Genomic DNA, 25,892 nt, shown 5'->3' on the forward strand with positions numbered 1-25,892 from the left:
GGGCTCCGGGTCGGTTCAGGGACCGCTCAGGGTGCGCGGGCGGACTCGTTGTCAGTGCCGCGTGGGATGCTGTAGGCGATGGCCAGGAAGACTGCGAATGACGACCCTCTCGCCCCGGTGACGCTTGCCGTGGGCCAGGAGGACCTCCTGCTCGACCGTGCCGTGCAGGAGGTGGTGGCCGCCGCCAGGGCCGCCGACGCCGACACGGACGTACGCGACCTCACCCCGGACCAGTTGCAGCCCGGCACGCTCGCCGAGCTGACCAGTCCCTCGCTCTTCGCCGAGCGCAAAGTCGTGGTCGTACGCAACGCACAGGACCTTTCGGCCGACACGGTCAAGGACGTCAAGGTGTATCTCGGTTCGCCCGCCGAGGAGATCACCCTCGTGCTGCTGCACGCAGGCGGGGCCAAGGGCAAGGGCCTGCTGGACGCCGCGCGCAAGGCGGGGGCGCGGGAGGTGGCCTGCCCCAAGATGACCAAGCCGGCGGACCGGCTGGCCTTCGTACGGCAGGAGTTCCGCGCTGCGGGGCGCTCGGCGACGCCCGAGGCGTGCCAGACGCTCTGCGACGCCATCGGCAGCGACCTGCGCGAGCTGGCCTCGGCGGTGTCGCAGTTGGTCGCCGATGTGGAGGGGACGATCGACGAGGCGGTCGTCGGGCGGTACTACACCGGCCGGGCCGAGGCCTCCAGCTTCACGGTCGCCGACCGGGCCGTGGAGGGGCGTACGGCGGAGGCGCTGGAGGCGCTGCGCTGGTCGCTGGCCACGGGGGTGGCGCCGGTGATGATCACCAGCGCGCTCGCCCAGGGTGTGCGGGCCATCGGGAAGCTGTCGTCCGCGCGGGGCGGGCGGCCGGCCGACCTGGCCCGTGAGCTGGGCATGCCGCCGTGGAAGATCGACCGGGTGCGGCAGCAGATGCGCGGGTGGACGCCGGACGGTGTCGCGGTGGCGCTCCGTGCTGTCGCCGAGGCGGACGCCGGGGTGAAGGGCGGGGGCGACGATCCGGAGTACGCGCTGGAGAAGGCGGTCGTGACCATCGCTCGGGCCGCTCGGTCGCGCGGGCGCGGTTAGGCCGCACCCGGACACCGAAAACCCCGGCATCCGCCCTGGGGAAGGGAGAGATACCGGGGTCTGCGACTGAAGCTGCTGGATTCGCACCCGCGTGGCGAACGCAGGCCGCGTGCGAATCCGTGGGCGCCGGACGGGAGCGGATGAGAGAGGGCCCGCTCTGGATCCCTCCGGCGGTCAGACCAGGGGGAAAGCTCAGCCCTTGAGGCCCGCGACCTTGGAAGCGAGCGCCGACTTCTTGTTGGCGGCCTGGTTCTTGTGGATGACGCCCTTGGAGACGGCCTTGTCGAGCTTGCGCGAAGCCTCGCGCGCCGCCACGGTGGCCTTCTCGACGTCACCCGCGAGAACGGCCTCACGGGCCTTGCGGATCGCGGTCTTCAGGGAGGACTTGACGGCCTTGTTGCGCAGCCGCGCCTTCTCGTTGGTCTTGATCCGCTTGATCTGGGACTTGATGTTCGCCACGAAGGAGCCTTTTCAGGTTCTGGTGCGGGGCCGCTCGGGTCCCGTACCGGTGATCCAAAATTTCTCGGACGTGCCTCGCGCTGAGAGGGCATGAGGCACAGCCATCTACAGTACCAGCGGCTCTGCCGGCAGCCCAAAACGGTCCCCGGTCGCTCTCCGTGGGACCATGGAGACTACGTATCGATCCGACCCGAGGCATAAGGCGCCTCAAGAGACAGGACCCTGCGTGCCCGCGACCCCTAAGCATGTGCCCGAGCCGAGCCGTACCGCCCCGGCGCTGATCCGCAATTTCTGCATCATCGCGCACATCGACCACGGCAAGTCCACGCTCGCCGACCGGATGCTCCAGCTGACCGGTGTGGTCGAGCAGCGGCAGATGCGTGCTCAGTACCTCGACCGGATGGACATCGAGCGCGAGCGCGGCATCACGATCAAGTCCCAGGCGGTGCGTCTGCCCTGGGCCCCCACCGAGGGCCCCGATCAGGGCACGACCCACATCCTCAACATGATCGACACCCCGGGGCACGTCGACTTCACCTACGAGGTCTCGCGGTCGCTGGCCGCCTGCGAGGGGACCGTCCTCCTCGTCGACGCCGCCCAGGGCATCGAGGCGCAGACCCTCGCCAACCTCTACCTGGCGATGGAGAACGACCTCACGATCATCCCCGTGCTGAACAAGATCGACCTGCCGGCCGCCCAGCCGGAGAAGTTCGCCGAGGAGCTGGCGAACCTGGTCGGCTGCGACCCGTCCGACGTGCTGAAGGTCTCCGCCAAGACCGGCCTCGGCGTGGACGCGCTGCTGGACAAGGTCGTCAAGGAGATCCCGGCCCCGGTCGGCGTCGCCGACGCCCCCGCCCGCGCGATGATCTTCGACTCGGTCTACGACTCCTACCGCGGTGTCGTGACGTACGTGCGTGTCATCGACGGTCAGCTCAACAAGCGTGAGCGGATCAGGATGATGTCCACCGGCGCCACCCACGAGCTGCTGGAGATCGGCGTCAGCTCGCCCGAGATGCTGCCGGCCGACGGCCTGGGCGTCGGCGAGGTGGGCTACCTCATCACCGGTGTGAAGGACGTCCGCCAGTCCAAGGTCGGTGACACCGTCACCAGCCAGCAGAAGGGGGCGACGGAAGCCCTCGGCGGCTACAAGGACCCGAAGCCGATGGTCTTCTCCGGTCTGTATCCGCTGGACGGCTCCGACTACCCCGAGCTGCGCGAGGCCCTGGACAAGCTCCAGCTCAACGACGCCGCGCTGGTCTACGAGCCGGAGACCTCCGCGGCCCTCGGCTTCGGCTTCCGCGTCGGCTTCCTCGGCCTGCTGCACCTGGACGTGATCCGGGAGCGGCTGGAGCGCGAGTTCGGCCTGGACCTGATCGCCACCGCCCCCAACGTGGTCTACCGCGTGGTCATGGAGGACGGCAGCGAGCACACCGTCACCAACCCGAGTGAGTTCCCCGAAGGCAAGATCAACGAGGTGTACGAGCCGGTCGTGCGCGCCACCATCCTGGCGCCCACCGAGTTCATCGGCGCGATCATGGAGCTGTGCCAGACCCGGCGCGGCACCCTGCTCGGCATGGACTACCTCTCCGAGGACCGCGTCGAGATCCGCTACACCCTGCCGCTCGCGGAGATCGTCTTCGACTTCTTCGACCAGTTGAAGTCCAAGACGCGCGGCTACGCCTCCCTCGACTACGAGCCCACCGGCGAGCAGACGTCCAGTCTGGTCAAGGTCGACATCCTGCTGCACGGCGACAAGGTGGACGCCTTCTCCGCGATCACCCACAAGGACGCGGCGTACGCGTACGGCGTGCGACTGGTGGCCAAGCTGCGCGAGCTGATCCCCCGGCAGGCCTTCGAGGTGCCCATCCAGGCCGCCATCGGCTCCCGGGTGATCGCCCGCGAGACCATCCGCGCCATCCGCAAGGACGTCCTCGCCAAGTGCTACGGCGGTGACATCTCCCGTAAGCGGAAGCTGCTGGAGAAGCAGAAGGAAGGCAAGAAGCGGATGAAGATGGTGGGTTCCGTGGAGGTTCCGCAGGAGGCCTTCATCGCCGTCCTGTCCAGCGATGACGGTGCGGGGTCGGCCAAGGGCAAGAAGTAACCACGGGTAACGGCGGATTGCGTCCGCAAACCGGGCATGAAGGGGCTCGCCGTACGAAAGTGCGGCGGGCCCCTACGCGTGCGTAACGTCGCTCTGCGTGGAACATGCGGGGAAACAGACAACCCGATGCCCCTTACGCAGCGGCCGGTCGCGGCTTACTCTGATCCCTGCTCGATAGTTACTCACGAGTTAAACAACCGTGCGGCCACCGCACGGACCCCACCCGTGAGTCACCCCAGCCGCACTGAGCCAGCCGCACCGTCGCGGGCCCCGGAGGATGTCGTGAGCGACACACAGACCCTGATCGAGAACCGACCGCCGTCCGTGGCGTCCCTCTTCCTGGAGCGCGTCGCCGCCACACCGGACGCCGAGGCCTACCGCTATCCGGTGCCGCCGTCCTCGGGCCAGGGCCCCGACGACTGGAAGTCGCTGAGCTGGGCGCAGGCGGCCGAGCGGGTGTACGCGATCGCGGCCGGGCTCATCGAGCTGGGCCTCCAGCCCGAGCAGCGGGTGGCGCTCGCGGCCTCGACCCGCGTCGAGTGGATCCTCTCCGACCTCGGCATCCTGTGCGCGGGCGGTGCGACGACCACGATCTACCCGCAGACCAACGCCGACGAGTCGGCCTTCATCCTCTCCGACTCCGAGAGCCGGGTGCTCATCGCCGAGGACGCGGCGCAGGTCGCCAAGGCCGTCGAGAAGCGCGCCGAGCTGCCCGAGCTGACCAAGGTCGTCGTCATCGACCCGGCCGGCGTCGAGACGGACGACTGGGTGACCACCCTCGCCGAGCTGGAGCTGCGCGGCGCCGCCCACCTGGAGAAGCACCCCGAGCTGATCAAGGAGCGGGTCGGCGCGATCACCAAGGACCAGCTGGCCACGCTCATCTACACCTCCGGCACCACCGGCCGCCCCAAGGGCGTGCGCCTGCCGCACGACAACTGGTCGTACATGGCGAAGGCGATCGCCGCGACCGGCCTGGTCACCATCGACGACGTGCAGTACCTGTGGCTGCCGCTCGCGCACGTCTTCGGCAAGGTGCTCACCTCCGGACAGATCGAGGTCGGGCACGTCACCGCCGTGGACGGCCGCGTCGACAAGATCATCGAGAACCTTCCGGTGGTGCAGCCGACGTACATGGCGGCCGTGCCGCGCATCTTCGAGAAGGTCTACAACGGCGTCGCCGCCAAGGCCCGCGAGGGCGGCCCGGCCAAGTACAAGATCTTCCAGTGGGCCGCCGAGGTCTCCCGCGAGTACGCCAAGGTCACCCAGGACAACTTCCGCCGCACCGGCACCCACTCGGCGCCCTTCGCTCTCGCCGCAAAGCACAAGGTCGCCGACACCCTCGTCTACGCCAAGCTCCGCGAGGCCTTCGGCGGCCGGCTGCGCGCCTGTGTCTCCGGTGCCTCCGCGCTCGCGCCCGAGATCGGCTACTTCTTCGCCGGCGCCGGCATCCACATCCTGGAGGGCTACGGCCTCACCGAGTCCTCCGCGGCCTCCTTCGTCAACCCCGGCGAGGCCTACCGCACCGGCACGGTCGGCAAGCCGCTGCCCGGCACGGAGGTCCGCATCGCCGAGGACGGCGAGATCCTGCTGCGCGGCCCCGGCATCATGCAGGGCTACCACAGGCTGCCCGACAAGACCTCCGAGGTGCTGGAGTCCGACGGCTGGTTCCACACCGGCGACATCGGCGAGCTGTCCCCCGACGGCTACCTGCGCATCACCGACCGCAAGAAGGACCTCATCAAGACCTCCGGCGGCAAGTACGTCGCCCCGGCCGAGGTCGAGGGCCAGTTCAAGGGCGTGTGCCCGTACGTCTCCAACATCCTGGTGCACGGCGCCGACCGGAACTACTGCACCGCCCTCATCGCCCTCGACGAGATCGCGATCCTGGACTGGGCGAAGGAGAACGGCCTGGAGGGACGGTCGTACGCCGACATCGTCGCCGCGCCGCAGACGGTCGAGATGGTCGACGGGTACGTGCGCGAGCTCAACGCGGGGCTCCAGAAGTGGCAGACGATCAAGAAGTTCCGGCTGCTGCCGAGGGATCTCGACGTGGAGCACGGCGAGATCACGCCGAGCCTGAAGCTGAAGCGGCCCGTCGTGGAGCGGGAGTACAGGCACCTCATCGACGAGATGTACGCCGGGACGAGGGAGAAGTAGCGCGATAGTCACCGTCGTTCAAAAGTCGCTATCTTCTGGCCACTTCGATAACTGAGCGCTTCTGATCGCCCCCTGTCTGTCACCCTGGCCGCATGGACATGGCGGCCATACCCACGCAGCGGGAGAGCGAGCCACGGGCCAGGAAGGCGCGGGGGCGGGCGGCGCTGCCCGGGAGTGCGCTGGCGCCCGGGGCGGCGCGGTCGCTGGTGCGGGCCGCGCTCGCCGACGAGCCGGGCGTGGCGCCCCGGCTCGCCGACGACGCCATGGCCGTCGTCAGCGAGCTGGTGACCAACGCCGTCGTCCACGCGGGTACGGACGTCGAGGTCGAGTGGCGGCTGGAGGAGACCGGCGCGTTCACCGTGGAAGTGTGCGACCGGCACCCTTCGCGCGCCCCGCGCGACCCCCTCGGCGGCGAGGCGCCCTACGACGCCGCCGAGTACGGACGCGGGCTGCGGCTGGTCGCCACGCTCGCCGAGTCCTGGGGCGTCACCTACCGCGTCGGCGCCAAGACCGTCTGGGCGCGGCTGCCCCCGGGCGGCGTCGGCGAGCCGGAGGGACCGGCCCCGGGTGCCGCCCTGGCGGTCGCCGAGGAGCTGGCCCCGCAGCCGCTGCGGGCCGACGGCGAGGGCGAGTGGCTCGGCCGGGGCGCGCTGTCCTTCCTCGCCGAGGCCTCCGACCTGCTCGCCGGGCAGCTGGACGAGTCCCTGGTCACCGCGCTCACCGGCCAGCTCATCGTGCCCCGGCTCGCCGACTGGTGCGCGGTGTGGCTGGAGGACGAGGCGAGCGCGCGCGGCGGCGACGGCGGTGGGCCCGCCCGGGTCTGGCACACCTGCGAGAGCCACGTCGAGGAGCTGCACCGCACCCTGGAGAAGGAGCCGCCCGCCCCGCGCGAGGGACTGCGCTCGGGCCCCGAGCCGTACCCCTGGCCCGGCGACGCGCTCGGCCCGCGCGGCGCCGAGGGCACGGCGCTGGCGTACCGGCTGATCGCGGGCGGCCGGCCGCTCGGCACGCTGGTCATCGGCCGGTGCGGCCCCGCCGCCTTCCCCGACGAGGTCACCGGGCTCGTGGAGGACCTGGGCCGCCGGGTGGCGCTCGCCATCGGCGCGGCCCGCCAGTACGCCCGCCAGGCCACCATCAGCGCCGTCCTCCAGCGCGGTCTGCTGCCCGGCGCGGTCGCCCAGATCCCCGGGATGAGCAGCGCGCTCGTGTACGAGCCGTGCGACAAGGGCGGCCCCAGCGGCGACTTCTACGACCTGTTCCCGGCGGGCGACGGCCGCTGGTGCTTCGCCATCGGCGACGTCCAGGGCAAGGGCCCCGAGGCGGCCGTCGTGATCGGCCTCGCCCGGCCCTGGCTGCGCCTGCTCGCCCGCGAGGGCTACCGGGTCGCCGACGTCCTCGACCGCCTCAACCAGCTCCTCCTGGACGACGCCACCGAGGCCGCCGACGCCGCCGCCCGCGCCCTGGTCGCGGCGGGCGGCCGCCCCGTGGCCCCCGGGGACGGCCCGCAGACACGATTCCTCTCCCTCCTCTACGGCGAGCTGACGCCGCACGCGGGCGGGGTCCGCTGCACGCTCGCCTCCGCCGGCCACCCGCTGCCGCTCGTCCTGTGCCCCGACGGCACGGTGCGTACGGCGGCCCGCCCGCAGACCCTGCTCGGCGTGATCGAGGACGAGACCTACACCAGCGAGACCCTCGACCTGTGCCCCGGCGACAGCCTGCTGTGCGTCACCGACGGGGTCACCGAGCGGCGCTCCGGCTCCCGTCAGTTCGACGACGGCGACGGACTCGCCCGCGCCCTGTCCGGCTGCGCGGGCCTGAACGCCGAGCTGATCGCGGAGACGATCCGCGGCCTGGTGCACGACTTCGGCGGCGGCCAGCCCGAGGACGACCTGGCGCTGCTCGTCCTCCAGGCGGAGTGACGCCCGCGGTGCTGGACAATGGGGACATGCCTTCCGCACTCCCCGACGGCGAGCCCGTCCCCGCCGACGGCGCGCTGCCCGCGTCCGCGCTCGCCGGGGCCGCAGACCGTCCGCTCGGCTTCTACCTGCACGTGCCGTACTGCGCGACCCGTTGCGGCTACTGCGACTTCAACACCTACACCGCGACCGAGCTGCGCGGCACGGGCGGGGTGCTGGCCTCCCGCGACAACTACGCCCAGACGCTGACCGACGAGATCCGCCTCGCCCGCAAGGTCCTCGGCGACGACCCGCGCGAGGTCCGCACGGTCTTCGTCGGGGGCGGTACGCCGACGCTGCTGGCCGCCGACGATCTCGTCCGGATGCTGGGCGCGATCCGCGACGAGTTCGGTCTGGCGCCGGACGCGGAGGTGACGACAGAGGCGAACCCGGAGTCGGTCGACCCCGCGTACCTCGCGAGCCTCCGGGAGGGCGGCTTCAACCGGATCTCCTTCGGCATGCAGAGCGCGAAGCAGCACGTGCTGAAGATCCTGGACCGGACGCACACCCCCGGCCGCCCCGAGGCCTGCGTGGCGGAGGCACGGGCGGCGGGCTTCGAGCACGTCAACCTCGACCTGATCTACGGCACGCCGGGCGAGAGCGACGACGACTGGCGGGCGTCGCTCCGGGCGGCGCTGGGCGCGGGCCCGGACCACGTCAGCGCGTACGCGCTCATCGTGGAGGAGGGCACGCAGCTGGCCCGCCGGATCCGCCGGGGCGAGGTCCCGATGACCGACGACGACGTCCACGCCGACCGCTACCTGATCGCCGAGGAACTGCTGTCCGCGGCGGGCTTCGACTGGTACGAGGTCTCCAACTGGGCCACCTCGGACGCCGGCCGCTGCCTGCACAACGAGCTGTACTGGCGCGGCGCCGACTGGTGGGGCGCGGGCCCCGGCGCGCACTCGCACGTCGGCGGCGTGCGCTGGTGGAACGTCAAGCACCCGGGGGCGTACGCGACGGCCCTGGCCTCCGGCCGCTCACCGGGCGCCGGGCGCGAACTGCTCTCCGACGAGGACCGGCGGGTCGAGCGGATCCTGCTGGAGCTGCGCCTGCGCGAGGGCGTACCGCTGTCCCTGCTGAAGGAGGAGGGGCGCGCGGCTTCGCGCCGGGCGCTGGCGGACGGGCTCCTCCAGGAGGGGCCGTACGAGGAGGGGCGGGCCGTGCTGACGCTGCGGGGGCGGTTGCTGGCGGACGCGGTGGTGCGGGACTTGGTGGACTGATCGCTCGGGGGAGTGAATCGGAGCGGAACGCCGGTTCGGTCCCTAACCTGGTTCGTAGGCTGCCGCCAAAAGGACGCGGCGGATGTGGAGGGCCACGGAGATGACCGCTGTGGACGAGCGTGGGATGACCAAGTACTTCGAGGAGCTTGAGCCCCCTGAGGGCGTCAAGGTCGAGCTTCTCCGGGGGGAAATCGTGATGATGGCCAGTCCTGATCTTGTGCACAACATGATCGTGGAAGACGTGCTGGACCAGATCCCTCGTAAGCGGTGGTCCCGCCTGCAGACCCAGGACGTCGACATTCTCGACGAGGCCAGTGAGCCAGTACCGGACCTGGTGGTTCTTGAGCGAGAAGCCAGGCCTGCCTCGGGACGTCTCTTGCCGTCCCGGTTGATCACGATGGTCGTCGAGGTCGTCTCCAAGACCAGCGTCCAGCGGGACTACGAAATCAAGCGGTCGATCTACGCTGCCGGCGAGGTGCCCGTCTATCTCATCGTGGATCCGATCATGGCGCAGTGCGTCCTCCTGACGAGGCCTGTCGGGAGGGGGGAGGACGCCGACTACCAGCGTCAGCAGATCACTAAGTTCGGAGCACCGCTGCCGGTAGAGGATCTCGGACTCGAACTGGACACCACCGAGTTCGGAACGTTCCCCAACGTCAGGCCTCACCGCTACCCGTGACGAAGTCGATCAGTTCCTCCACCCGGCCCAGCAGTTCCGGCTCCAGGTCCTTGTAGGAGTCCACCCGCTTCACGATCGCCTGCCACACCGCCCCGGTGTTCTCCGACGGCCAGCCCAGCGCCCGGCACACCCCGGTCTTCCAGTCCTGCCCCTTCGGCACTGTCGGCCAGGCCGGGATCCCCAGTGCGGCCGGTTTCACGGCCTCCCAGATGTCGATGTACGGGTGGCCGACGACCAGCGCGTGCTCGCTCGTCACCGACTCGGCGATCCGCCACTCCTTCGTGCCCGGCACCAGATGGTCCACGAGCACCCCCAACCGCGCGTCCGGTCCCGGCGCGAAGTCCGCGACGATCGACGGCAGATCGTCCACGCCCTCCAGGTACTCCACCACCACGCCCTCGATGCGCAGGTCGTCGCCCCAGACCTTCTCGACCAGTTCGGCGTCGTGCCGGCCCTCGACGTAGATGCGGCCGGCACGGGCCACGCGGGCGCGGGCGCCGGGCACGGCGACCGAGCCGGACGCGGTGCGGGCGGGCCGCGCCGGACCACCGGACGACGGCCGTACGAGGGTGACCACCCTGCCCTCCAGCAGGAAGCCGCGTGGCTCCAGCGGGAAGACGCGGTGCTTGCCGAAGCGGTCCTCCAGGGTCACCGTGCCCGCCTCGCAGCGGATCACCGCCCCGCAGAACCCGGTGCCGGGCTCCTCCACCACCAGCCCCGGCTCCGCCGCCACCTCCGGCACGGGCGGGGGTTTCTTCCACGGCGGGGTCAGATCGGCGGAGTACTGGCGCATTCGAGTGACGATAGGAGAAGTCGCGGACCAGCGCCTACGACACGCCGAAGCGAGCCGCCAGCCGATCCCGCTGCGCGCGGACGAAGCCGGCGTCCACCACCGCTCCGTGACCCGGCACGTACAGAGCGTCCGCGCCGCCCAGCGCCAGCAGCCGGTCGAGCGCGGCGGGCCAGCGGGACGGGACCGCGTCCGGGCCCGCCTGGGGTTCGCCGGACTCCTCGACCAGGTCGCCGCAGAAGACCACCTCACGGTCGCCGGGGACCAGGACCGCCAGGTCGTTCGCCGTGTGCCCGGGGCCCACGTTGGCCAGCAGGACCTGGTGGCCGGCCCCCAGGTCCAGGGTCCACTCGCCCGACACCGGATGGGCGGGCGGGACCAGCGCGTCCGTCGCCTCGTCGGCGTCGGCCACCGGCAGGCCGTTCCTGATCGCGTCCAGACGCAGCTCCGCACGCTCGTGGGTGAACACCGCGTCCACACCCACCGCCGCGTACACCCGCGCCCCGGCGAACACCGGCGCCCCGAAGACATGGTCGAAATGGGGGTGTGTGAGCGCGAGATGGGTCACACGGCGGCCGGTCAGTTCCTCGGCCTGCGCCCGCAGCCGCGCGCCTTCGGCCAGACTCGAGCCGGCGTCCACCATGAGGGCCGTACCCTCGCCGAGGACCAGCCCCACCGTGCAGTCCCAGCCCGGCAGCCGGCACCGCCCGACCCCGGCGGCCAGCCGTTCCCACCCCAGCTCTTCCCAAGTCACGGTCATACCGCGACGCTAGCCGTACGAACCGTGGCGGGCGCACCGACCTTGCCCCGGGTGTACGGGACAGCCGTACACTGGGGCCGGGAAAGGGCTGGCACTCGTATGGGAAGAGTGCCAGGAGACCGACCCCGACGGACGAGCGGGGCCAGGGGACGACGTGTGGGAGGTGCGCGCGCATGCTGAGTGAACGCAGGCTTCAGGTGCTGCGCGCGATCGTCCAGGACTACGTCGGGACCGAGGAGCCGGTCGGCTCCAAGGCGCTGACCGAGCGGCACAACCTCGGGGTCTCGCCGGCCACCGTCCGCAACGACATGGCGGCCCTGGAGGACGAGGGGTTCATCGCGCAGCCGCACACCAGTGCCGGGCGGATTCCGACCGACAAGGGTTATCGGCTGTTCGTCGACAAGCTCGCCGGGGTCAAGCCGATGACGGCTCCGGAGCGGCGGGCCATCCAGAACTTCCTGGAGGGCGCCGTCGACCTCGACGACGTAGTGGCCCGTACCGTACGGCTGCTCGCGCAGCTCACGCGGCAGGTCGCCGTCGTGCAGTACCCGTCCCTGACCCGGTCCACCGTCCGGCATGTCGAACTGCTCGCGCTCGCGCCCGCGCGTGTGATGCTCGTGCTGATCACGGACACCGGCCGGGTCGAGCAGCGGATGGTCGACTGCCCGGCCCCGTTCGGCGAGGCCTCGCTGGCGGACCTGCGGGCGCGGCTCAACAGCCGGGTCGCGGGGCGCCGGTTCACGGACGTGCCGACGCTGGTCGAGGACCTTCCGGACGCCTTCGATCCGGAGGACCGCGGTACGGTCTCCACGGTGCTCTCCACTCTTCTGGAGACACTCGTGGAGGAGAACGAGGAGCGGCTGATGATCGGCGGCACCGCCAATCTCACCCGCTTCGGACATGACTTTCCCCTCACGATCCGGCCCGTCCTGGAGGCCCTTGAGGAGCAGGTCGTGCTCCTCAAACTCCTTGGCGAGGCGAAGGATCCGGGCGTGACCGTGCGTATCGGTCACGAGAACGCCCACGAGGGACTCAACTCCACCTCCGTCGTGTCGGTGGGCTACGGTTCGGGCGGCGAGGCGGTTGCCAAGCTCGGCGTGGTCGGACCGACCCGCATGGACTACCCGGGAACGATGGGAGCGGTACGCGCAGTGGCACGGTACGTCGGACAGATCCTGGCGGAGTCGTAAGTGGCCACGGACTACTACGCCGTTCTCGGCGTGCGCCGCGACGCGTCGCAGGATGAGATCAAGAAGGCGTTCCGTCGGCTCGCACGCGAGCTGCACCCGGACGTCAACCCCGATCCGAAGACCCAGGAGCGGTTCAAGGAGATCAACGCCGCTTACGAGGTGCTCTCGGACCCGCAGAAGAAGCAGGTCTACGACCTCGGCGGCGACCCGCTCTCGCAGAGCGGCGGCGCCGGCGCGGGCGGCTTCGGAGCCGGTGGCTTCGGCAACTTCTCCGACATCATGGACGCGTTCTTCGGTACGGCGTCGCAGCGCGGGCCGCGCTCGCGCACCAGGCGCGGCCAGGACGCGATGATCCGCATCGAGGTCGAGCTGGACGAGGCGGCCTTCGGGACCACCAAGGACATCCAGGTCGACACGGCGGTCGTCTGCAACACCTGCAACGGCGAGGGCGCGGCGCCCGGTACGACCGCCCAGACGTGTGACATGTGCCGCGGCCGCGGTGAGGTCTCGCAGGTCACGCGGTCCTTCCTGGGCCAGGTCATGACCTCCCGCCCCTGCCCCCAGTGCCAGGGCTTCGGCACCGTCGTGCCGACCCCGTGCCCGGAGTGCGCGGGCGACGGCCGGGTCCGCTCCCGGCGCACGCTGACGGTCAAGATCCCGGCCGGTGTCGACAACGGCACCCGCATCCAGCTCGCCGGCGAGGGCGAGGTCGGCCCCGGCGGCGGTCCGGCCGGTGACCTGTACGTCGAGATCCACGAGCTGCCGCACTCGACCTTCCAGCGGCGCGGCGACGACCTGCACTGCACGGTCACGATCCCGATGACCGCGGCCGCGCTCGGCACCAAGGTGCCGCTGGAGACCCTGGACGGCATGGAGGAGGTCGACATCCGGCCCGGCACCCAGTCCGGCCAGTCGATCCCGCTGCACGGCCGCGGCGTCACGCATCTGCGCGGCGGCGGCCGGGGTGACCTCATCGTGCACGTCGAGGTCACGACGCCGACCAAGCTGGACCCCGAGCAGGAGCGACTGCTGCGCGAGCTGGCCAAGCTGCGCGGCGAGGAGCGTCCGCAGGGCCAGTTCCAGCCGGGGCAGCAGGGGTTGTTCTCGCGGCTGAAGGATGCGTTCAACGGGCGCTGAGCCCGGCTGGATCAGGGGCGTACGGGGCCTCCGGGCGACCCGTATGCCCCTGTCCTATGCCGTGGGAAGCCCGGATTCGGACTTGTTCGAAGGACGTGACAACATGCGGTCATGTCCTCCGCACTGACCGATCTCCTCCCCCACCCGATCGTGCAGGCCCCCATGGCGGGCGGCGTCTCCGTCCCGCAGCTCGTCGCCGCTGTCTCCGAGGCCGGTGGCCTCGGGTTCCTCGCCGCCGGATACAAGACCGCCGACGGGATGTACCAGGAGATCAAACAGCTGCGGGGACTCACGAGCCGCCCCTTCGGCGTCAACGTGTTCGTGCCGCAGCCCGAGCTGTCCGAGTCGGGTGCCGTGGAGGTCTACGCGCATCAGCTGGCCGGCGAGGCCGCCTGGTACGAGACCGAGCTGGGCGACCCCGACAGCGGCCGGGACGACGGCTACGACGCCAAGCTCGCCGTACTCCTCGACAACCCGGTGCCGGTGGTCTCCTTCCACTTCGGCGTGCCCGGCCGGGACGTGCTCGACCGGCTGCGCCGGGCCGGCACCGTCACCCTGGTCACCGCCACCACCGCCGAGGAGGCGCGCGCGGTCGAGCGGGCCGGGGCGGACGCGGTGATCGCGCAGGGCGTGGAGGCCGGCGGTCATCAGGGCACGCACCGCGACCTGCCCGAGAACGACGGCTCCGGCATCGGTCTGCTGTCGCTGGTCGCACAGGTCCGGGAGGCCGTGAGCCTGCCGGTCGTCGCCGCCGGCGGCATCATGCGCGGCGGCCAGATCGCCGCCGTCCTCGCGGCGGGCGCGAGCGCGGCCCAGCTGGGCACCGCGTTCCTCGCCACCCCCGAGTCCGGCGCCCACACCCTGCACAAGCAGGCGCTGACCGACCCCCTGTACGCGCGCACCGAGCTGACCCGCGCGTTCTCGGGCCGCCCGGCGCGCGTCCTGGTCAACCGCTTCGTGCGCGAGCACGGCCCGTATGCCCCCGCCGCCTACCCCGAGGTCAACCACCTGACCTCGCCGCTGCGCAAGGCCGCCGCCAAGGCCGGGGACGCGCAGGGCATGTCGCTGTTCGCGGGCCAGGGCCACCGGCTGGCCCGGGAGCTGCCCGCCGGAGAGCTGGTGGAGGTGCTGGCGGCCGAACTCGCCGCCGCCCGGACAGCGTTGTCGGCCGGAGGTGACGCGCGATGACCGCACCCGTCTTCGTGGTGGACCGACTCGACCTCACCGGACCCGAGTTCGTGCTCGACGGACCCGAGGGCCGGCACGCCGTGTCCGTGAAGCGGCTGCGGCCCGGCGAGGACGTGGTCCTCACCGACGGACTCGGCCGCTGGGCCGAGGGCGTCGTCACGGCGGCCGAGGGCAAGGACCGGCTCGTGGTGGACCTTGCGCCGGTCCACGAGGAGCCGCCGGCCGCCCCGCGCATCACCGTCGTCCAGGCCCTGCCGAAGGGCGACCGGGGCGAGGTCGCCGTGGAGACGATGACCGAGGTCGGCGTCGACGCGATCGTGCCCTGGCAGGCGTCGCGCTGCATCACCCAGTGGAAGGGCGAGCGCGGCCTGAAGGCGCTCGGAAAGTGGCGGGCGACCGCGCGCGAGTCGGGCAAGCAGTCCCGCCGGGTCCGCTTCCCGGAGGTCGCGGACGCGGCGACCACCAAGCAGGTGGGCGCGCTTCTGGCCACGGCCGACTTCGCCGCCGTCCTCCACGAGAGCGGCGAGGAACGCCTCGCCACCGCCGAACTCCCCGCCGAGGGCGAGATCGTGCTGGTCGTCGGCCCCGAAGGGGGTGTCTCCTCCGATGAGTTGGCGCTCTTCGCGCAGGCCGGTGCGCGGCCGTACGTCCTCGGGCCCACCGTCCTGCGCACATCCACCGCCGGCACCGCCGCCGCGGCCCTGCTGCTGGGCCGCACCGGCCGCTGGTCCTGACACCCGCCTGGGGGACACCGTGGAACTCGCCCAAGTCCGGCTCCTGGTCACCGACTTCGCCGTCTGCTACCACTTCTACGCCGACGTCCTCGGCCTGAAGCCGCAGTCCGGCGCGACCCAGGGCCCGTACGAGAAGTTCAGCCCGCACACCGGCTCCGCCGGGATCGCCCTCCAGGACCGGGCGATGATGGCCGAGATCCTGGACGAGCTGGGCGACACCGTCAACGGCCACCGCTCCCTGGTGGTGCTGCGCGTGGACGACCTCGACGCCTACTGCGCGCAGATCACCGCCCGCGGCGCCACCGTCCTGCACGGCCCGGCCCCCATGACCGACCGCATGCGCGTGGCCCACCTCAAGGACCCGGAGGGCAACCTGGTGGAGCTTCAGGAGTGGCTGCTGCTGCGAGGATGACCGCCGCGCCCCTCCGGGGCACGACCGGCGCTCCGAACGGGTGAGTGGCCGTATGCCGCCTTCCCCCGGGGGGCGGGTCGGTGGCAGTCTGCCCCGCATGGGGGCTTTCGGACGGATCGGGTACGGGGCGCGCGGGCCGCGGGTCGCGGGTGCGGTGGGGGTCGTCGTCGTGGCCGGCGGGGCGCTGGCGGGCTGTCAGCCGACCGATCTCAACTCCTCCTCCGCCGCCTACACCACCGGCACGACCGCCACGGCCGAGCTGAAACAGCGGCATGTGGACGTCAGTTGGCTCAGCTGCACCGGCAACTACGGCGGCAAGGGGAAGGCGGGCACGCCCGCGCCGACCGAGACCACCGTCGTCTCCGTCGAGTGCCAGGGCGAGACCAGGAGCAAGAAGAAGATCACCGTCACCGGGAGGGTCACCAAGGCCGTCGACGGGGCGTGTGTGCGCGGCAGCCTGACCGCCAGGGTCGGAGGCCGGCAGGTGTTCCACGTGAGCGGGCTCGGCGACTGCTCCGCCACGCCCGGACCGACGTACACGCCGCCCACGTACCACCCCGGCGGCGGGCAGCCCACCGTCACGGTCACCGTCACCCGCACCCTGTGGTGCAAGGGCGATCCGACCTGCTGGCCCGTCCAGGGCAAGTGATCGAAACCCGGGCGGGGCGCGCCGGTCGCTGCGTACAGTGACGGGGTGACTCAGGGTGCTTCGACGGGAACGACGCGCACGACGGGCACCTCGGCGTCCGACGGCTATCTCCGATTCCCCCACGTACACGGTGATTTGGTGACCTTCGTCGCCGAGGACGACGTATGGCTCGCCCCCCTCGACGGCGGCCGCGCCTGGCGGGTCAGCGCCGACAACCGGCCCGTGACCCACCCCCGGATATCCCCGGACGGGCACCGTCTCGCCTGGACCTCCACCCGGGACGGCGCACCCGAGGTGCATGTCGCCCCCGTCGACGGCGGCCCCGCCGAGCGGCTGACGTACTGGGGCAACCGCCGTACCGAGGTGCGCGGCTGGACCCCCGACGGGCGGGTCCTCGCGCTCGGCGCGCAGGGCCGCCCCAGCTTCCGCCAGAGCTGGGCGCACGCCGTCCCGCTGGACGGCGGCCCCGCCGAGACCCTGCCGTACGGCCCGGTCGGCGACGTGGCGCCCGGCCCGGCCACCGTGCTGCTGTCCGCGCAGATGGGCCGCGAGGCGGCGTACTGGAAGCGCTACCGGGGCGGCACGGCGGGCAAGTTGTGGATCGACCGGGAGGGGAACGGGGAGTTCGTCCGGCTGCACGCCGAGCTCGACGGCAACCTGGAGTGCCCGGTCTGGGCCGGCGACCGGCTCGCCTTCCTCTCCGACCACGAGGGCACCGGCGCCCTGTACTCCTCCCTCGCCGACGGCTCCGACCTGCGCCGCCACACCCCGATCGACGGTCTCTACGCCCGCCACGCCGCCGGCGACGGCACCCGCGTCGTCTACGTCTCGGGCGGTGAACTCTGGCTCCTGGACGACCTGGAGGGCGCCGAGCCGCGCCGGCTGGACGTCCGCCTCGGCGGGCCCCGCGTCGACCTGCGCCCTCGCCCGGTGGACGCCGACCGCTGGTTCGGGGAGGCGTCGCCCGACCACACCGCCCGCGGCAGCGCCGTCTGCGTGCGCGGCGGGATCCACTGGGTCACCCACCGCTCCGGCCCTGCCCGCGCCCTCGCCGCCACCCCCGGCGTGCGCGCCCGGCTGCCCCGCACCTTCCGCGCCGACAGCGAGGAGTGGGTGGTCTGGGTGACGGACGCCGAGGGCGACGACGCCCTGGAGTTCGCCCCCGCCACCGGCAACGTGCCCGGCGCCACCCCGCGCCGCCTCGCCGCCGGACAGCTCGGCCGGGTCCTGGAGCTGGCCATGGCCCCCGACGGCAGCCGCGCCGCCGTCGCCGCGCACGACGGCCGGCTGCTGCTCGTCGAGCGCGAGACCGGCGAGGTCCGCGAGGTCGACCGCAGCGACGACGGCGAGGTCTCCGGCCTCGCCTTCTCACCCGACTCCGGCTGGCTCGCCTGGGCCCACCCCGGCCCCCGCCCGCTCTCCCAGCTGCGCCTCGCCCACACCACCGACCTGTCGGTCACCGAGGCGACCCCGCTGCGCTTCATGGACCACGCCCCCGCCTTCACCCTCGACGGCAAACACCTGGCGTTCCTGTCCAACCGCGCCTTCGACCCGGTCTACGACGAGCACGTCTTCGACCTCGCCTTCGTCGTCGGCGCCCGCCCGCACCTGATCACCCTGGCGGCCACCACGCCCTCGCCCTTCGGCCCGCAGCGGCACGGCCGCCCCTTCGAGACCCCGCACAAGGACGAGACCCCGGACAGCGAGGGCACCCCCGCCACCCGCATCGACCTGGAGGGCCTCGCCGACCGCATCGTGCCCTTCCCGGTGGAGGCGGGCCGCTACTCCACCCTCCGCGCGGCCAAGGACGGCGTCCTGTGGCTGCGCCACCCCGTGCACGGCGTCCTCGGCACCGCACGCGCCCATCCCGAGGACCCCGACCCGCACACCGAGCTGGAGCGCTACGACCTCGCCCAGCGGCGCCTGGAGCAACTCGCCTCCGACGCCGACCACTTCGAGGTCAGCGGCGACGGCAAGCGCGTCCTGCTGTGGAGCGGCGAGCGACTGCGCGTCGTGTCGGGCGACCGCGGCACCGGCGCCGACGACGACGGCGACACCAGCGTCACCGTCGACCTCGCCCGGGTCCGGCAGACCCTCGACCCGGTCGCCGAGTGGCGCCAGATGTACGACGAGACGGGCCGCCTCATGCGCGACCACTTCTGGCGCCCCGACCTGGGCGGCACCGACTGGACGGCCGTCCTCGCCCGCTACCGCCCCCTGCTGGCCCGCCTCGCCACCCACAGCGACCTGACCGACCTGCTCTGGGAGGTGCAGGGCGAACTCGGCACCTCGCACGCCTACGTCATCCCCGCCGGCGGCAGCGGCGGCGCCCGGCACGGACTGCTCGGCGCCGACATCTCCCGCCACGAGGACGGCAGTTGGCGCATCGACCGGATCCTGCCGTCGGAGACCTCCGACCCGGACGCCCGCTCCCCGCTCGCCGCACCCGGCGTCGCGGTCCGCCCCGGCGACGCGATCATCGCGGTCGCCGGCCACCCGGTCGACCCGGTGACGGGACCGGGCCCGCTCCTCGCCGGCACGGCGGGCCACCCGGTCGAACTGACCGTCTCCCCGGCGGGCGGCGGCGACGTGCGGCACACGGTCGTCGTCCCCCTCGCCGACGAGGAACCCCTGCGTTACCACGCCTGGGTCGCCGACCGCCGCGCCCATGTCCACGCGGCCTCCGTCGGCCGCCTCGGCTACCTCCACGTCCCCGACATGCAGGCCCCCGGCTGGGCCCAGATCCATCGCGACCTGCGCGTCGAGGTCGCCCGTGAGGGCCTGGTGGTCGACGTCCGCGAGAACCGCGGCGGCCACACCTCCCAGCTCGTGGTCGAGAAGCTCGCCCGCCGCGTCATCGGCTGGGACGTCCCGCGCGGCATGCGCCCCACCAGCTACCCCGTCGACGCCCCGCGCGGCCCGGTCGTCGCCGTCGCCAACGAGTTCTCCGGCTCCGACGGCGACATCGTCAACGGAGCGATCAAGGCCCTCGGCATCGGCCCGGTCGTCGGCACCCGCACCTGGGGCGGCGTCATCGGCATCGACAGCCGCTACCACCTGCTCGACGGCACCCTGGTCACCCAGCCGAAGTACGCGATCTGGCTGGAGGGCCAGGGCTGGGACGTGGAGAACCACGGCGTGGACCCGGACGTGGAGGTCGTCCAGCGCCCCCAGGACTGGGTATCGGGCACGGACGCCCAGCTGGACGCGGCGATCGGGCTGGCACTTGAGGCACTGGAGGAGCGGCCCGCGAAAACTCCTCCGGGGCTGCCCACCTGAAACGACTACGATGCACCGGTATTGATCACCAGCGTGAGGAGGCACACGTATGGCCGGCGAACCGCAGGACGACTGCCTGTTCTGCAAGATCGTCGCGGGACACATCCCGGCGACGATCGTCCGCGAGACAGACACCACCGTCGCGTTCCGGGACATAAATCCCCAGGCGCCGACCCACATCCTGGTGATCCCCAAGGCGCACTACCCCGACGCGGCGTCGCTCGGTGCGGGCGACCCGCGGAGCGCGGCCGACGTCCTCCGCACGATCGGCGAGGTCGCCGCGGAGGAGAAGCTGGAGAGCTACCGCACCGTCTTCAACACCGGCTCCGGCGCCGGCCAGACCGTCTTCCACGCCCACGCCCACCTCCTCGGCGGCCGCGGCCTGGAATGGCCCCCCGGGTAACTCGCCGTGTCCGTACGTGAATTGGTGGTCCTCGGCACCGCCAGCCAGGTCCCGACCCGGCACCGCAACCACAACGGCTACCTGCTGCGCTGGGACGGCACGGGCATCCTGTTCGACCCCGGCGAGGGCACACAGCGCCAGATGGTGCGCGCCGGGGTCGCCGCCCACGACCTGCACCGCGTCTGTGTCACGCACTTCCACGGCGACCACTCCCTCGGTCTCGCCGGCGTGATCCAGCGGATCAACCTCGACCAGGTGCCGCACGAGGTCACCGCGCACTACCCGCGCTCCGGGCAGCGCTTCTTCGACCGGCTGCGGTACGCGACGGCCTACCGGGAGACGGTCGGCATCACCGAGGCACCCGTCGCCGCCGACGGCATCCTCGCGGTGACCTCGTCGTACACCCTGGAGGCCCGCGAGCTGTCCCACCCGGTCGAGTCCTACGGCTATCGCCTCATCGAGCCCGACGGCCGCCGGATGCTGCCCGACCGGCTCGCCGCGCACGGGATCAAGGGGCCGGACGTCGGCCGGTTGCAGCGCGAGGGGCGGATCGGGGACGTCACGCTGGAGGACGTCAGCGAGGTGCGGCGCGGCCAGCGGTTCGCGTTCGTCATGGACACCCGGCTCTGCGACGGCGTGCACGCGCTCGCGGAGGGCTGCGACCTGCTCGTGATCGAGTCCACGTTCCTGGACGAGGACGTCGAACTGGCCGTGGAACACGGTCACCTGACCGCCGGGCAGGCCGCCGCCGTCGCCCGGGACGCGGGCGTGCGGCACCTCGTCCTGACCCACTTCAGCCAGCGCTACGCCGAGCCGGAGGAGTTCGGGCGGCAGGCGCGGGCCGCCGGTTTCGAGGGCGAGCTGACCGTGGCGCACGATCTGCTGCGCGTGCCGGTGCCGAAGCGGCGCTGACGCGAATCAGCGGTAGAGCCCCCGTACGATACTTCGATGCCCCTCCCGAAAGCAGAACTGCACCTCCACATCGAAGGCACCCTGGAGCCGGAGCTGGCGTTCGAGCTGGCTGCCCGCAACGGCGTGAACCTCCCGTACGCGGACACCGACGAGCTGCGCAAGGCGTACGACTTCGAGGACCTCCAGTCCTTCCTGAACCTGTACTACGAGCTGATGGCCGTCCTGCGTACCGAGCAGGACTTCGCCGACCTGGCGGACGCCTACCTCGCCCGCGCCGCCGCGCAGGGCGTCCGGCACGCGGAGATCTTCTTCGACCCGCAGGCCCACCTCGCCCGGGGCGTGTCCATGGGCACCGTCGTGGAGGGGCTGTGGCGGGCGCTCGGCGGCAGCGTGGCGAACCACGGGATCTCCACCCGGCTCATCCTCTGCTTCCTGCGCGACGAGTCCGCCGAGTCGGCCCTCCGGACGCTCGACGCCGCGAAGCCGTATCTCGACCGGATCACCGGTGTCGGGCTCGACTCCGCCGAGGTCGGACATCCGCCGGTGAAGTTCCGCGAGGTGTACGAGGCCGCCGCCGCGCTCGGGCTGCGGCGCGTGGCGCACGCCGGTGAGGAGGGGCCGCCGGCGTACATCACCGAGGCCCTGGACGTGCTCGGCGTCGAACGCGTCGACCACGGGCTGCGCTGCATGGAGGACCCGGCACTGGTCGAGCGGCTGGTCCGGGAGCGGATCCCGCTGACCCTGTGCCCGCTGTCCAACGTCCGGCTGCGGACGGTCGACACGCTCGCCGACCACCCGCTGCCGGCCATGCTCGACGCCGGCCTCATGTGCACGGTCAACTCCGACGACCCGGCTTACTTCGGCGGCTACGCGGGCGACAACTTCGCGGCCGTGCACCGCACCCTGGGCCTGACCGAGGACCGGCTGCGCGAGCTGGCCCGCAACTCCTTCCGCGCCTCCTTCCTGGAGGACGACGAGGAGCGGCGGGCGCGCTGCCTGGCCGAGGTCGACGCCTACGAGTTCGCGGGCGACGCGGTGTCGTAGGCCTTCTGCGCACGTACGGCGGGCGTCTCCACCGGGAGCTCCACGACGGGCAGGTCCGTCACCGGCAGGGGGCGCCTGCCCGTACGCAGTGCCACCGCCGTCATCGGGACGGCGATCAGCAGCAGCCCGGCGGCCAGCACTTCGCCCATGACCGGGAAGCCCACCCCCGACGCCAGCACGCTCCCGGTCAGCGGGCCCGCCGCCGTGCCCAGCGAGGACGCCGAGCCGACCAGGACCGCCCAGCGGCCGCGCGGGTCGAGGGAGGCGGCGAGGCCGAGGACGTACGACAGCACGACCGGGTAGAGCAGGTTCCAGGAGATCTCGCCGGCCGCGAAGGCGGACAGGTCCCGGGCCGACGCGCTCAGCGCGATGCACCCGGCGATCAGGGCCGTACCGGCCCCGATGGGCAGCGCGCGGCCCAGCCGGGAGCCGAGCACGCCCGCGCCCAGCACGCCGAGCAGCCCGGCGCCGAGCGCGACCGCGAACACCGCGCCGACGCCCACCTCGGTGAGGTGTGCCTGGGCGAGACCGATCCGGCCGCTGACCCCCCACAGGGAGTTCTGGGCGAGGGACCAGCAGGGCAGCGCGGCGGCCAGCAGCAGACCCGAGCGCAGGTGCGGAAGCCGGCCGTGCGGGACGGACGCCGAACGGGCCGGTGACGTGCGGCCGGACAGCCGGGCGGTGAGCGGCCAGACGGCGAGCGCGGTGAGCGCGATCGCGGCCAGCGGCAGGCCGTGCCCGGGGCCGAGCCGGGGGATGGCCAGGTACAGGGCCCCGGCGAGCGCCGAGACGCCGAGCAGGCCGAGCGTGGTGGCCCGGTGCGGGTCTCTCTGGGCGGCGATGCCGCTCGTGGCGACGGCCGTGACCGTGCCCGAGCCGAGGCCGCCGAGGACCGCGCCCGCGATGACGGCCGGTACGACGGTGGTGAGGGCGGCGCCGCCGTAACCGAGGACGACGAGCGCGAGGCCGGTGCGGGCCAGGGTGCGGGCACCGATCCGGTCCACCCGGGACGCGAGCAGGAAGCCCGCCGTCGCCGAACTCAGCAGCAGGGCACTGCCGATGGCCCCGGCCTGGGTGGCGGTCAGCGGAAGCCCGCTGCCGAGTCGGCCGACGGTGGTCGGCAGCAGATAGGGGGCGAGATAGCCGGCCGTGAAGAGGGCGACGAGGGGCCAGGGCAGGGTGCGGGGGGCGGGCACGGGCGTTTCCAGGGCATGCGTGAGGAGCCGCAGCTCGACAGGGGGAGAGGGGGAGGCGAGCAAGTTGTATCAAGCGGGCGGGGCTTGAAGAAGGCGAGGTCGGGTGATACGGGTCACTTTCTGGTTTGCGTGGTGCTGTTGGGGGTAGTCGAAACTCTCGGTAGCTGTTCTCATACATGGACGACATTCAGAAGGGGAGATGATCGCGGTGGATGGCGACCCGAGTCCGCAGCAGGTGGCGCGGCGCTTGCGGGAGGGCATGACACGGGGCGTGCTGTCCTTCCCGCTCACCGCCTTCCACGACGACGGCTCCCTCGACCCCGACGGCTTCCGCGCCCATGTCGCCGGCCGGCTCGCCACCGGCCCCGGCGCCGTCTTCCCCGCCTGCGGCACCGGGGAGTTCTTCTCGCTGGACGAGGAGGAGTACCGGACGGTCGTCTCGATCACCGTCGAGGAGGCGGCCGGCCGGGTGCCCGTCGTGGCCGGGACCGGGTACGGCTGGGCGCAGGCCGCCCGGTTCGCGCGGATCGCCGAAGAGGCCGGCGCCGACGCCCTGCTCGCCCTGCCCCACTACCTCGTCGACGCCCCGCAGGCCGGCCTCGCCGCCCAGCTGGAGCAGCTCGCCGCCCGCACCCGGCTGCCGCTGATCGCCTACCAGCGCGGCCAAGTCGCCTACGGCATCGAGACGTTGCGGCGCATCGCGGGCATCCCGAACGTCATCGGCCTCAAGGACGGCCACAGCGACCTCGACCGGCTCCAGCGCCTCACCCTCGCCGCCCCCGGCGGCTTCCTCTTCTTCAACGGCGCCGCCACCGCCGAGATCCAGGCCCGCGCCTACGCCACGGTCGGCGTCCCCGCCTACTCCTCCGCCGTGCACGCCTTCGCCCCCGAGATCGCCGGCGCCTTCTTCACGGCGCTCGGCGACGGCGACCGGGGGACCATGGACAAACTGCTGCGGGAGTTCTACGTCCCCCTCGTCGAACTGCGCGACCGCGCGCCCGGGTACGCCGTGTCCCTGGTGAAGGCGGCCGCCCGGCTGCGCGGACAGCGCGTCGGCCCCGTGCGCGCGCCGCTCACCGATCCCGCGCCCGCCGACCTCGCCGGCCTCAAGGCCCTGCTCACCACCGGACTCGACCTCGTAGGAGCCGCCCTGTGACGACCGCGACGACCGCGCCGACCCGTGATCTGACCATCGCCGAGGTGCGCCTGACGCCGATCCTGGTGGCCGACCCGCCGCTGCTCAACACCCAGGGCGTGCACCAGCCGTACACCCCCCGGCTGATCGTGGAGATCGTCACCGCCGACGGGATCACCGGGCTCGGCGAGACCTACGGCGACACCAAGTACCTGGAGGTCGCCCGCCCGTTGGCCGAGCGGCTCACCGGGCGGTCGGTCATGGATGTGAACGGGCTGTTCGCGCTCGACCTCGGCGTGGACGCGTCCCGGGTCCAGGGACAGGTCGACGCGGGCGGGCTGCGCGGCGTGCAGAGCGCCGACAAACTGCGGCTGTCCGTGCTCTCCGCCTTCGAGGTCGCCTGCCTGGACGCCCAGGGCAGGGCGCTCGGCCTGCCCGTGCACGCGCTGCTCGGCGGCAGGCTGCGCGACTCCGTCGAGTACAGCGCCTACCTGTTCTACAAGTGGGCCGGCCACCCCGCGGGCGTCGCCGCCGAGCCCGACGACTGGGGCGCCGCCCTCGACCCGGCCGGAATCGTGGCCCAGGCGCGTACGTTCAAGGAGCGCTACGGCTTCACCTCCTTCAAGCTCAAGGGCGGTGTCTTCCCGCCCGACGAGGAGATCGCGGCCGTCCGCGCCCTCGCCGAGGCCTTCCCCGGACACCCGCTGCGCCTCGACCCCAACGGCGCCTGGTCCGTGGAGACCTCGCTGAAGGTGGCGAAGGAACTCGGCGACGTCCTCGAATACCTGGAGGACCCCACGCTGGGCACGGCGGCCATGGCGCAGGTCTCGGCAGGATTGAGAGGGACGGCGCGCAGCGCCTCGGCCAAGGGCGGCGGTGGGCCACGGGCGGGCGTTCCCCTCGCGACCAACATGTGCGTGACCACGGTCGGGGAGATCAAGGAGGCGTTCACGAAGGACGCCGTCCAGGTGGTCCTCTCCGACCACCACTACTGGGGCGGGCTGCGCCACACCCGCGAACTCGCCGCTGTCTGCGCCGCGTTCGGGGTCGGGGTGTCCATGCACTCCAACACCCACCTCGGCATCAGCCTCGCCGCGATGACCCAGGTCGCCGCCACCGTCCCGAACCTCCACCACGCCTGCGACTCCCACTACCCCTGGCAGTCCGAGGACGTCCTCACCGAGCGGGTCGGCTTCGACGGCGGCCGGGTCGCCGTGACCGACGCGCCGGGCCTCGGCATCACCCTCGACCGCGACGAACTGGAGCGGCTGCACCGCAGGTGGACCGAGGACGACGGCACGCTGCGCGACCGCGACGACGCGGCGGCGATGCGGACCGGCGAGCCCGGGTGGCGGCAGCCGACGATGCCGCGCTGGTAGTCCGGGGCACCCCGCGCGCACCCTGCGCACACCCCGCGCACA

22 protein-coding genes are annotated in these 25,892 nt (G+C 72.3%); 18 read left to right on the top strand and 4 right to left on the bottom strand.

Translation table 11 applies throughout. From position 1 onward, the window contains the following. Window positions 1-78 precede the first annotated feature (78 nt). Window positions 79-1,068, top strand: coding sequence for a DNA polymerase III subunit delta (gene holA, locus BIV25_RS05585; RefSeq protein ID WP_071371019.1), 990 nt, complete (start codon window positions 79-81; stop codon window positions 1,066-1,068). A 192-nt stretch (window positions 1,069-1,260) separates the two neighbouring features. Here the strand turns inward: holA and rpsT are convergent, their stop codons facing one another. Next, window positions 1,261-1,527 carry a 30S ribosomal protein S20 gene (gene rpsT / locus BIV25_RS05590; RefSeq protein ID WP_071371020.1) on the bottom strand — a complete coding sequence of 89 codons (267 nt, stop codon included), beginning with the start codon at window positions 1,525-1,527 and terminating at the stop codon, window positions 1,261-1,263. Window positions 1,528-1,753: 226 nt separating this feature from the next. Here rpsT and lepA point away from each other — a divergent pair, with 226 nt between their 5' ends. The 5 genes from lepA (at window position 1,754) to BIV25_RS05615 (ending at window position 9,642) form a co-directional block, all read left to right on the top strand. Beyond that, window positions 1,754-3,628 (top strand): translation elongation factor 4, encoded by a 1,875-nt coding sequence (gene lepA / locus BIV25_RS05595; RefSeq protein WP_071371021.1) that lies wholly within the window; start codon window positions 1,754-1,756, stop codon window positions 3,626-3,628. 282 nt (window positions 3,629-3,910) lie between these two features. Further along, on the top strand, window positions 3,911-5,785 hold the full coding sequence (locus tag BIV25_RS05600) for a long-chain fatty acid--CoA ligase (protein ID WP_071371022.1): 1,875 nt from the start codon (window positions 3,911-3,913) through the stop codon (window positions 5,783-5,785). A 98-nt stretch (window positions 5,786-5,883) separates the two neighbouring features. Then, window positions 5,884-7,704 carry a SpoIIE family protein phosphatase gene (locus BIV25_RS05605; protein ID WP_177235165.1) on the top strand — a complete coding sequence of 607 codons (1,821 nt, stop codon included), beginning with the start codon at window positions 5,884-5,886 and terminating at the stop codon, window positions 7,702-7,704. A gap of 26 nt (window positions 7,705-7,730) precedes the next feature. Beyond that, complete coding sequence (hemW, locus tag BIV25_RS05610) at window positions 7,731-8,963, top strand: radical SAM family heme chaperone HemW (protein WP_071371063.1); 1,233 nt, start codon at window positions 7,731-7,733, stop codon at window positions 8,961-8,963. A gap of 100 nt (window positions 8,964-9,063) precedes the next feature. Continuing rightward, on the top strand, window positions 9,064-9,642 hold the full coding sequence (locus BIV25_RS05615) for a Uma2 family endonuclease (protein WP_079176433.1): 579 nt from the start codon (window positions 9,064-9,066) through the stop codon (window positions 9,640-9,642). On the opposite strand, the gene BIV25_RS05620 is transcribed toward BIV25_RS05615, so the two are convergent. Both BIV25_RS05620 and BIV25_RS05625 read right to left on the bottom strand, forming a co-directional pair. After that, window positions 9,620-10,435, bottom strand: coding sequence for a DUF3097 domain-containing protein (locus BIV25_RS05620; protein ID WP_071371025.1), 816 nt, complete (start codon window positions 10,433-10,435; stop codon window positions 9,620-9,622). The genes BIV25_RS05615 and BIV25_RS05620 overlap by 23 nt on opposite strands. Before the next feature lie 34 nt (window positions 10,436-10,469). Then, the gene (locus BIV25_RS05625; protein ID WP_071371026.1) at window positions 10,470-11,192 is read right to left on the bottom strand and encodes an MBL fold metallo-hydrolase; all 723 of its coding nucleotides are present in this window, start codon (window positions 11,190-11,192) and stop codon (window positions 10,470-10,472) included. A 173-nt stretch (window positions 11,193-11,365) separates the two neighbouring features. Between BIV25_RS05625 and hrcA the strand changes: the two genes are divergently transcribed. The 10 genes from hrcA to BIV25_RS05675 all read left to right on the top strand — a co-directional run bounded on the left by hrcA (window position 11,366) and on the right by BIV25_RS05675 (window position 22,140). Beyond that, window positions 11,366-12,382 (top strand): heat-inducible transcriptional repressor HrcA, encoded by a 1,017-nt coding sequence (gene hrcA, locus BIV25_RS05630; RefSeq protein ID WP_071371027.1) that lies wholly within the window; start codon window positions 11,366-11,368, stop codon window positions 12,380-12,382. Beyond that, window positions 12,383-13,519 carry a molecular chaperone DnaJ gene (gene dnaJ, locus BIV25_RS05635; protein WP_071371028.1) on the top strand — a complete coding sequence of 379 codons (1,137 nt, stop codon included), beginning with the start codon at window positions 12,383-12,385 and terminating at the stop codon, window positions 13,517-13,519. A 111-nt stretch (window positions 13,520-13,630) separates the two neighbouring features. After that, the gene (locus tag BIV25_RS05640) at window positions 13,631-14,707 is read left to right on the top strand and encodes a nitronate monooxygenase (protein ID WP_071371029.1); all 1,077 of its coding nucleotides are present in this window, start codon (window positions 13,631-13,633) and stop codon (window positions 14,705-14,707) included. Beyond that, the gene (locus tag BIV25_RS05645) at window positions 14,704-15,441 is read left to right on the top strand and encodes a 16S rRNA (uracil(1498)-N(3))-methyltransferase (RefSeq protein WP_071371030.1); all 738 of its coding nucleotides are present in this window, start codon (window positions 14,704-14,706) and stop codon (window positions 15,439-15,441) included. Before BIV25_RS05640 ends, BIV25_RS05645 begins: the two co-directional genes overlap by 4 nt. Before the next feature lie 19 nt (window positions 15,442-15,460). Further along, window positions 15,461-15,853 (top strand): VOC family protein, encoded by a 393-nt coding sequence (locus tag BIV25_RS05650; protein WP_071371031.1) that lies wholly within the window; start codon window positions 15,461-15,463, stop codon window positions 15,851-15,853. A gap of 97 nt (window positions 15,854-15,950) precedes the next feature. Then, window positions 15,951-16,502, top strand: coding sequence for a hypothetical protein (locus BIV25_RS05655; RefSeq protein ID WP_071371032.1), 552 nt, complete (start codon window positions 15,951-15,953; stop codon window positions 16,500-16,502). A gap of 138 nt (window positions 16,503-16,640) precedes the next feature. Further along, window positions 16,641-19,781 carry a S41 family peptidase gene (locus BIV25_RS05660; protein WP_071371033.1) on the top strand — a complete coding sequence of 1,047 codons (3,141 nt, stop codon included), beginning with the start codon at window positions 16,641-16,643 and terminating at the stop codon, window positions 19,779-19,781. 49 nt (window positions 19,782-19,830) lie between these two features. Then, window positions 19,831-20,184 (top strand): histidine triad nucleotide-binding protein, encoded by a 354-nt coding sequence (locus tag BIV25_RS05665; protein ID WP_071371034.1) that lies wholly within the window; start codon window positions 19,831-19,833, stop codon window positions 20,182-20,184. Between the two features lie 6 nt (window positions 20,185-20,190). Further along, window positions 20,191-21,096 (top strand): ribonuclease Z, encoded by a 906-nt coding sequence (locus tag BIV25_RS05670; protein ID WP_071371035.1) that lies wholly within the window; start codon window positions 20,191-20,193, stop codon window positions 21,094-21,096. A 36-nt stretch (window positions 21,097-21,132) separates the two neighbouring features. After that, a complete protein-coding gene (locus BIV25_RS05675) occupies window positions 21,133-22,140 on the top strand; it encodes an adenosine deaminase (protein WP_071371036.1) in 1,008 nt (335 codons plus the stop codon). Here the strand turns inward: BIV25_RS05675 and BIV25_RS05680 are convergent. After that, the gene (locus BIV25_RS05680; protein ID WP_071371037.1) at window positions 22,110-23,336 is read right to left on the bottom strand and encodes an MFS transporter; all 1,227 of its coding nucleotides are present in this window, start codon (window positions 23,334-23,336) and stop codon (window positions 22,110-22,112) included. The two genes, BIV25_RS05675 and BIV25_RS05680, sit on opposite strands and share 31 nt — an antisense overlap. Before the next feature lie 199 nt (window positions 23,337-23,535). Here BIV25_RS05680 and BIV25_RS05685 point away from each other — a divergent pair, with 199 nt between their 5' ends. Together BIV25_RS05685 and BIV25_RS05690 are read left to right on the top strand one after the other, a co-directional pair. Continuing rightward, window positions 23,536-24,492, top strand: a complete 957-nt coding sequence (locus BIV25_RS05685) for a 5-dehydro-4-deoxyglucarate dehydratase (protein ID WP_071371038.1) — start codon at window positions 23,536-23,538, stop codon at window positions 24,490-24,492. After that, entirely contained in the window at window positions 24,489-25,850 is a 1,362-nt protein-coding gene (locus BIV25_RS05690; RefSeq protein WP_071371039.1) for a glucarate dehydratase family protein, read from the top strand. The genes BIV25_RS05685 and BIV25_RS05690 overlap by 4 nt, the downstream gene beginning before the upstream one ends. Window positions 25,851-25,892 lie beyond the last annotated feature (42 nt).

Origin of the sequence: Streptomyces sp. MUSC 14, from assembly GCF_001866675.1 — a bacterium.
In the GTDB taxonomy this organism is placed as follows: domain Bacteria; phylum Actinomycetota; class Actinomycetes; order Streptomycetales; family Streptomycetaceae; genus Streptomyces.

Bases quoted from the DNA above. Each gene is read 5' to 3' on its own strand.
- BIV25_RS05625 (WP_071371026.1), bottom strand. From the start codon at position 11,192: ATGACCGTGACTTGGGAAGAGCTGGGGTGGGAACGGCTGGCCGCCGGG.
- BIV25_RS05605 (WP_177235165.1), top strand. From the start codon at position 5,884: ATGGCGGCCATACCCACGCAGCGGGAGAGCGAGCCACGGGCCAGGAAG.
- BIV25_RS05675 (WP_071371036.1), top strand. From the start codon at position 21,133: ATGCCCCTCCCGAAAGCAGAACTGCACCTCCACATCGAAGGCACCCTG.
- BIV25_RS05620 (WP_071371025.1), bottom strand. From the start codon at position 10,435: ATGCGCCAGTACTCCGCCGATCTGACCCCGCCGTGGAAGAAACCCCCG.
- BIV25_RS05685 (WP_071371038.1), top strand. From the start codon at position 23,536: ATGATCGCGGTGGATGGCGACCCGAGTCCGCAGCAGGTGGCGCGGCGC.
- BIV25_RS05655 (WP_071371032.1), top strand. From the start codon at position 15,951: ATGGGGGCTTTCGGACGGATCGGGTACGGGGCGCGCGGGCCGCGGGTC.
- hemW (WP_071371063.1), top strand. From the start codon at position 7,731: ATGCCTTCCGCACTCCCCGACGGCGAGCCCGTCCCCGCCGACGGCGCG.
- hrcA (WP_071371027.1), top strand. From the start codon at position 11,366: ATGCTGAGTGAACGCAGGCTTCAGGTGCTGCGCGCGATCGTCCAGGAC.
- BIV25_RS05640 (WP_071371029.1), top strand. From the start codon at position 13,631: ATGTCCTCCGCACTGACCGATCTCCTCCCCCACCCGATCGTGCAGGCC.
- BIV25_RS05665 (WP_071371034.1), top strand. From the start codon at position 19,831: ATGGCCGGCGAACCGCAGGACGACTGCCTGTTCTGCAAGATCGTCGCG.
- BIV25_RS05615 (WP_079176433.1), top strand. From the start codon at position 9,064: ATGACCGCTGTGGACGAGCGTGGGATGACCAAGTACTTCGAGGAGCTT.
- holA (WP_071371019.1), top strand. From the start codon at position 79: ATGGCCAGGAAGACTGCGAATGACGACCCTCTCGCCCCGGTGACGCTT.
- BIV25_RS05645 (WP_071371030.1), top strand. From the start codon at position 14,704: ATGACCGCACCCGTCTTCGTGGTGGACCGACTCGACCTCACCGGACCC.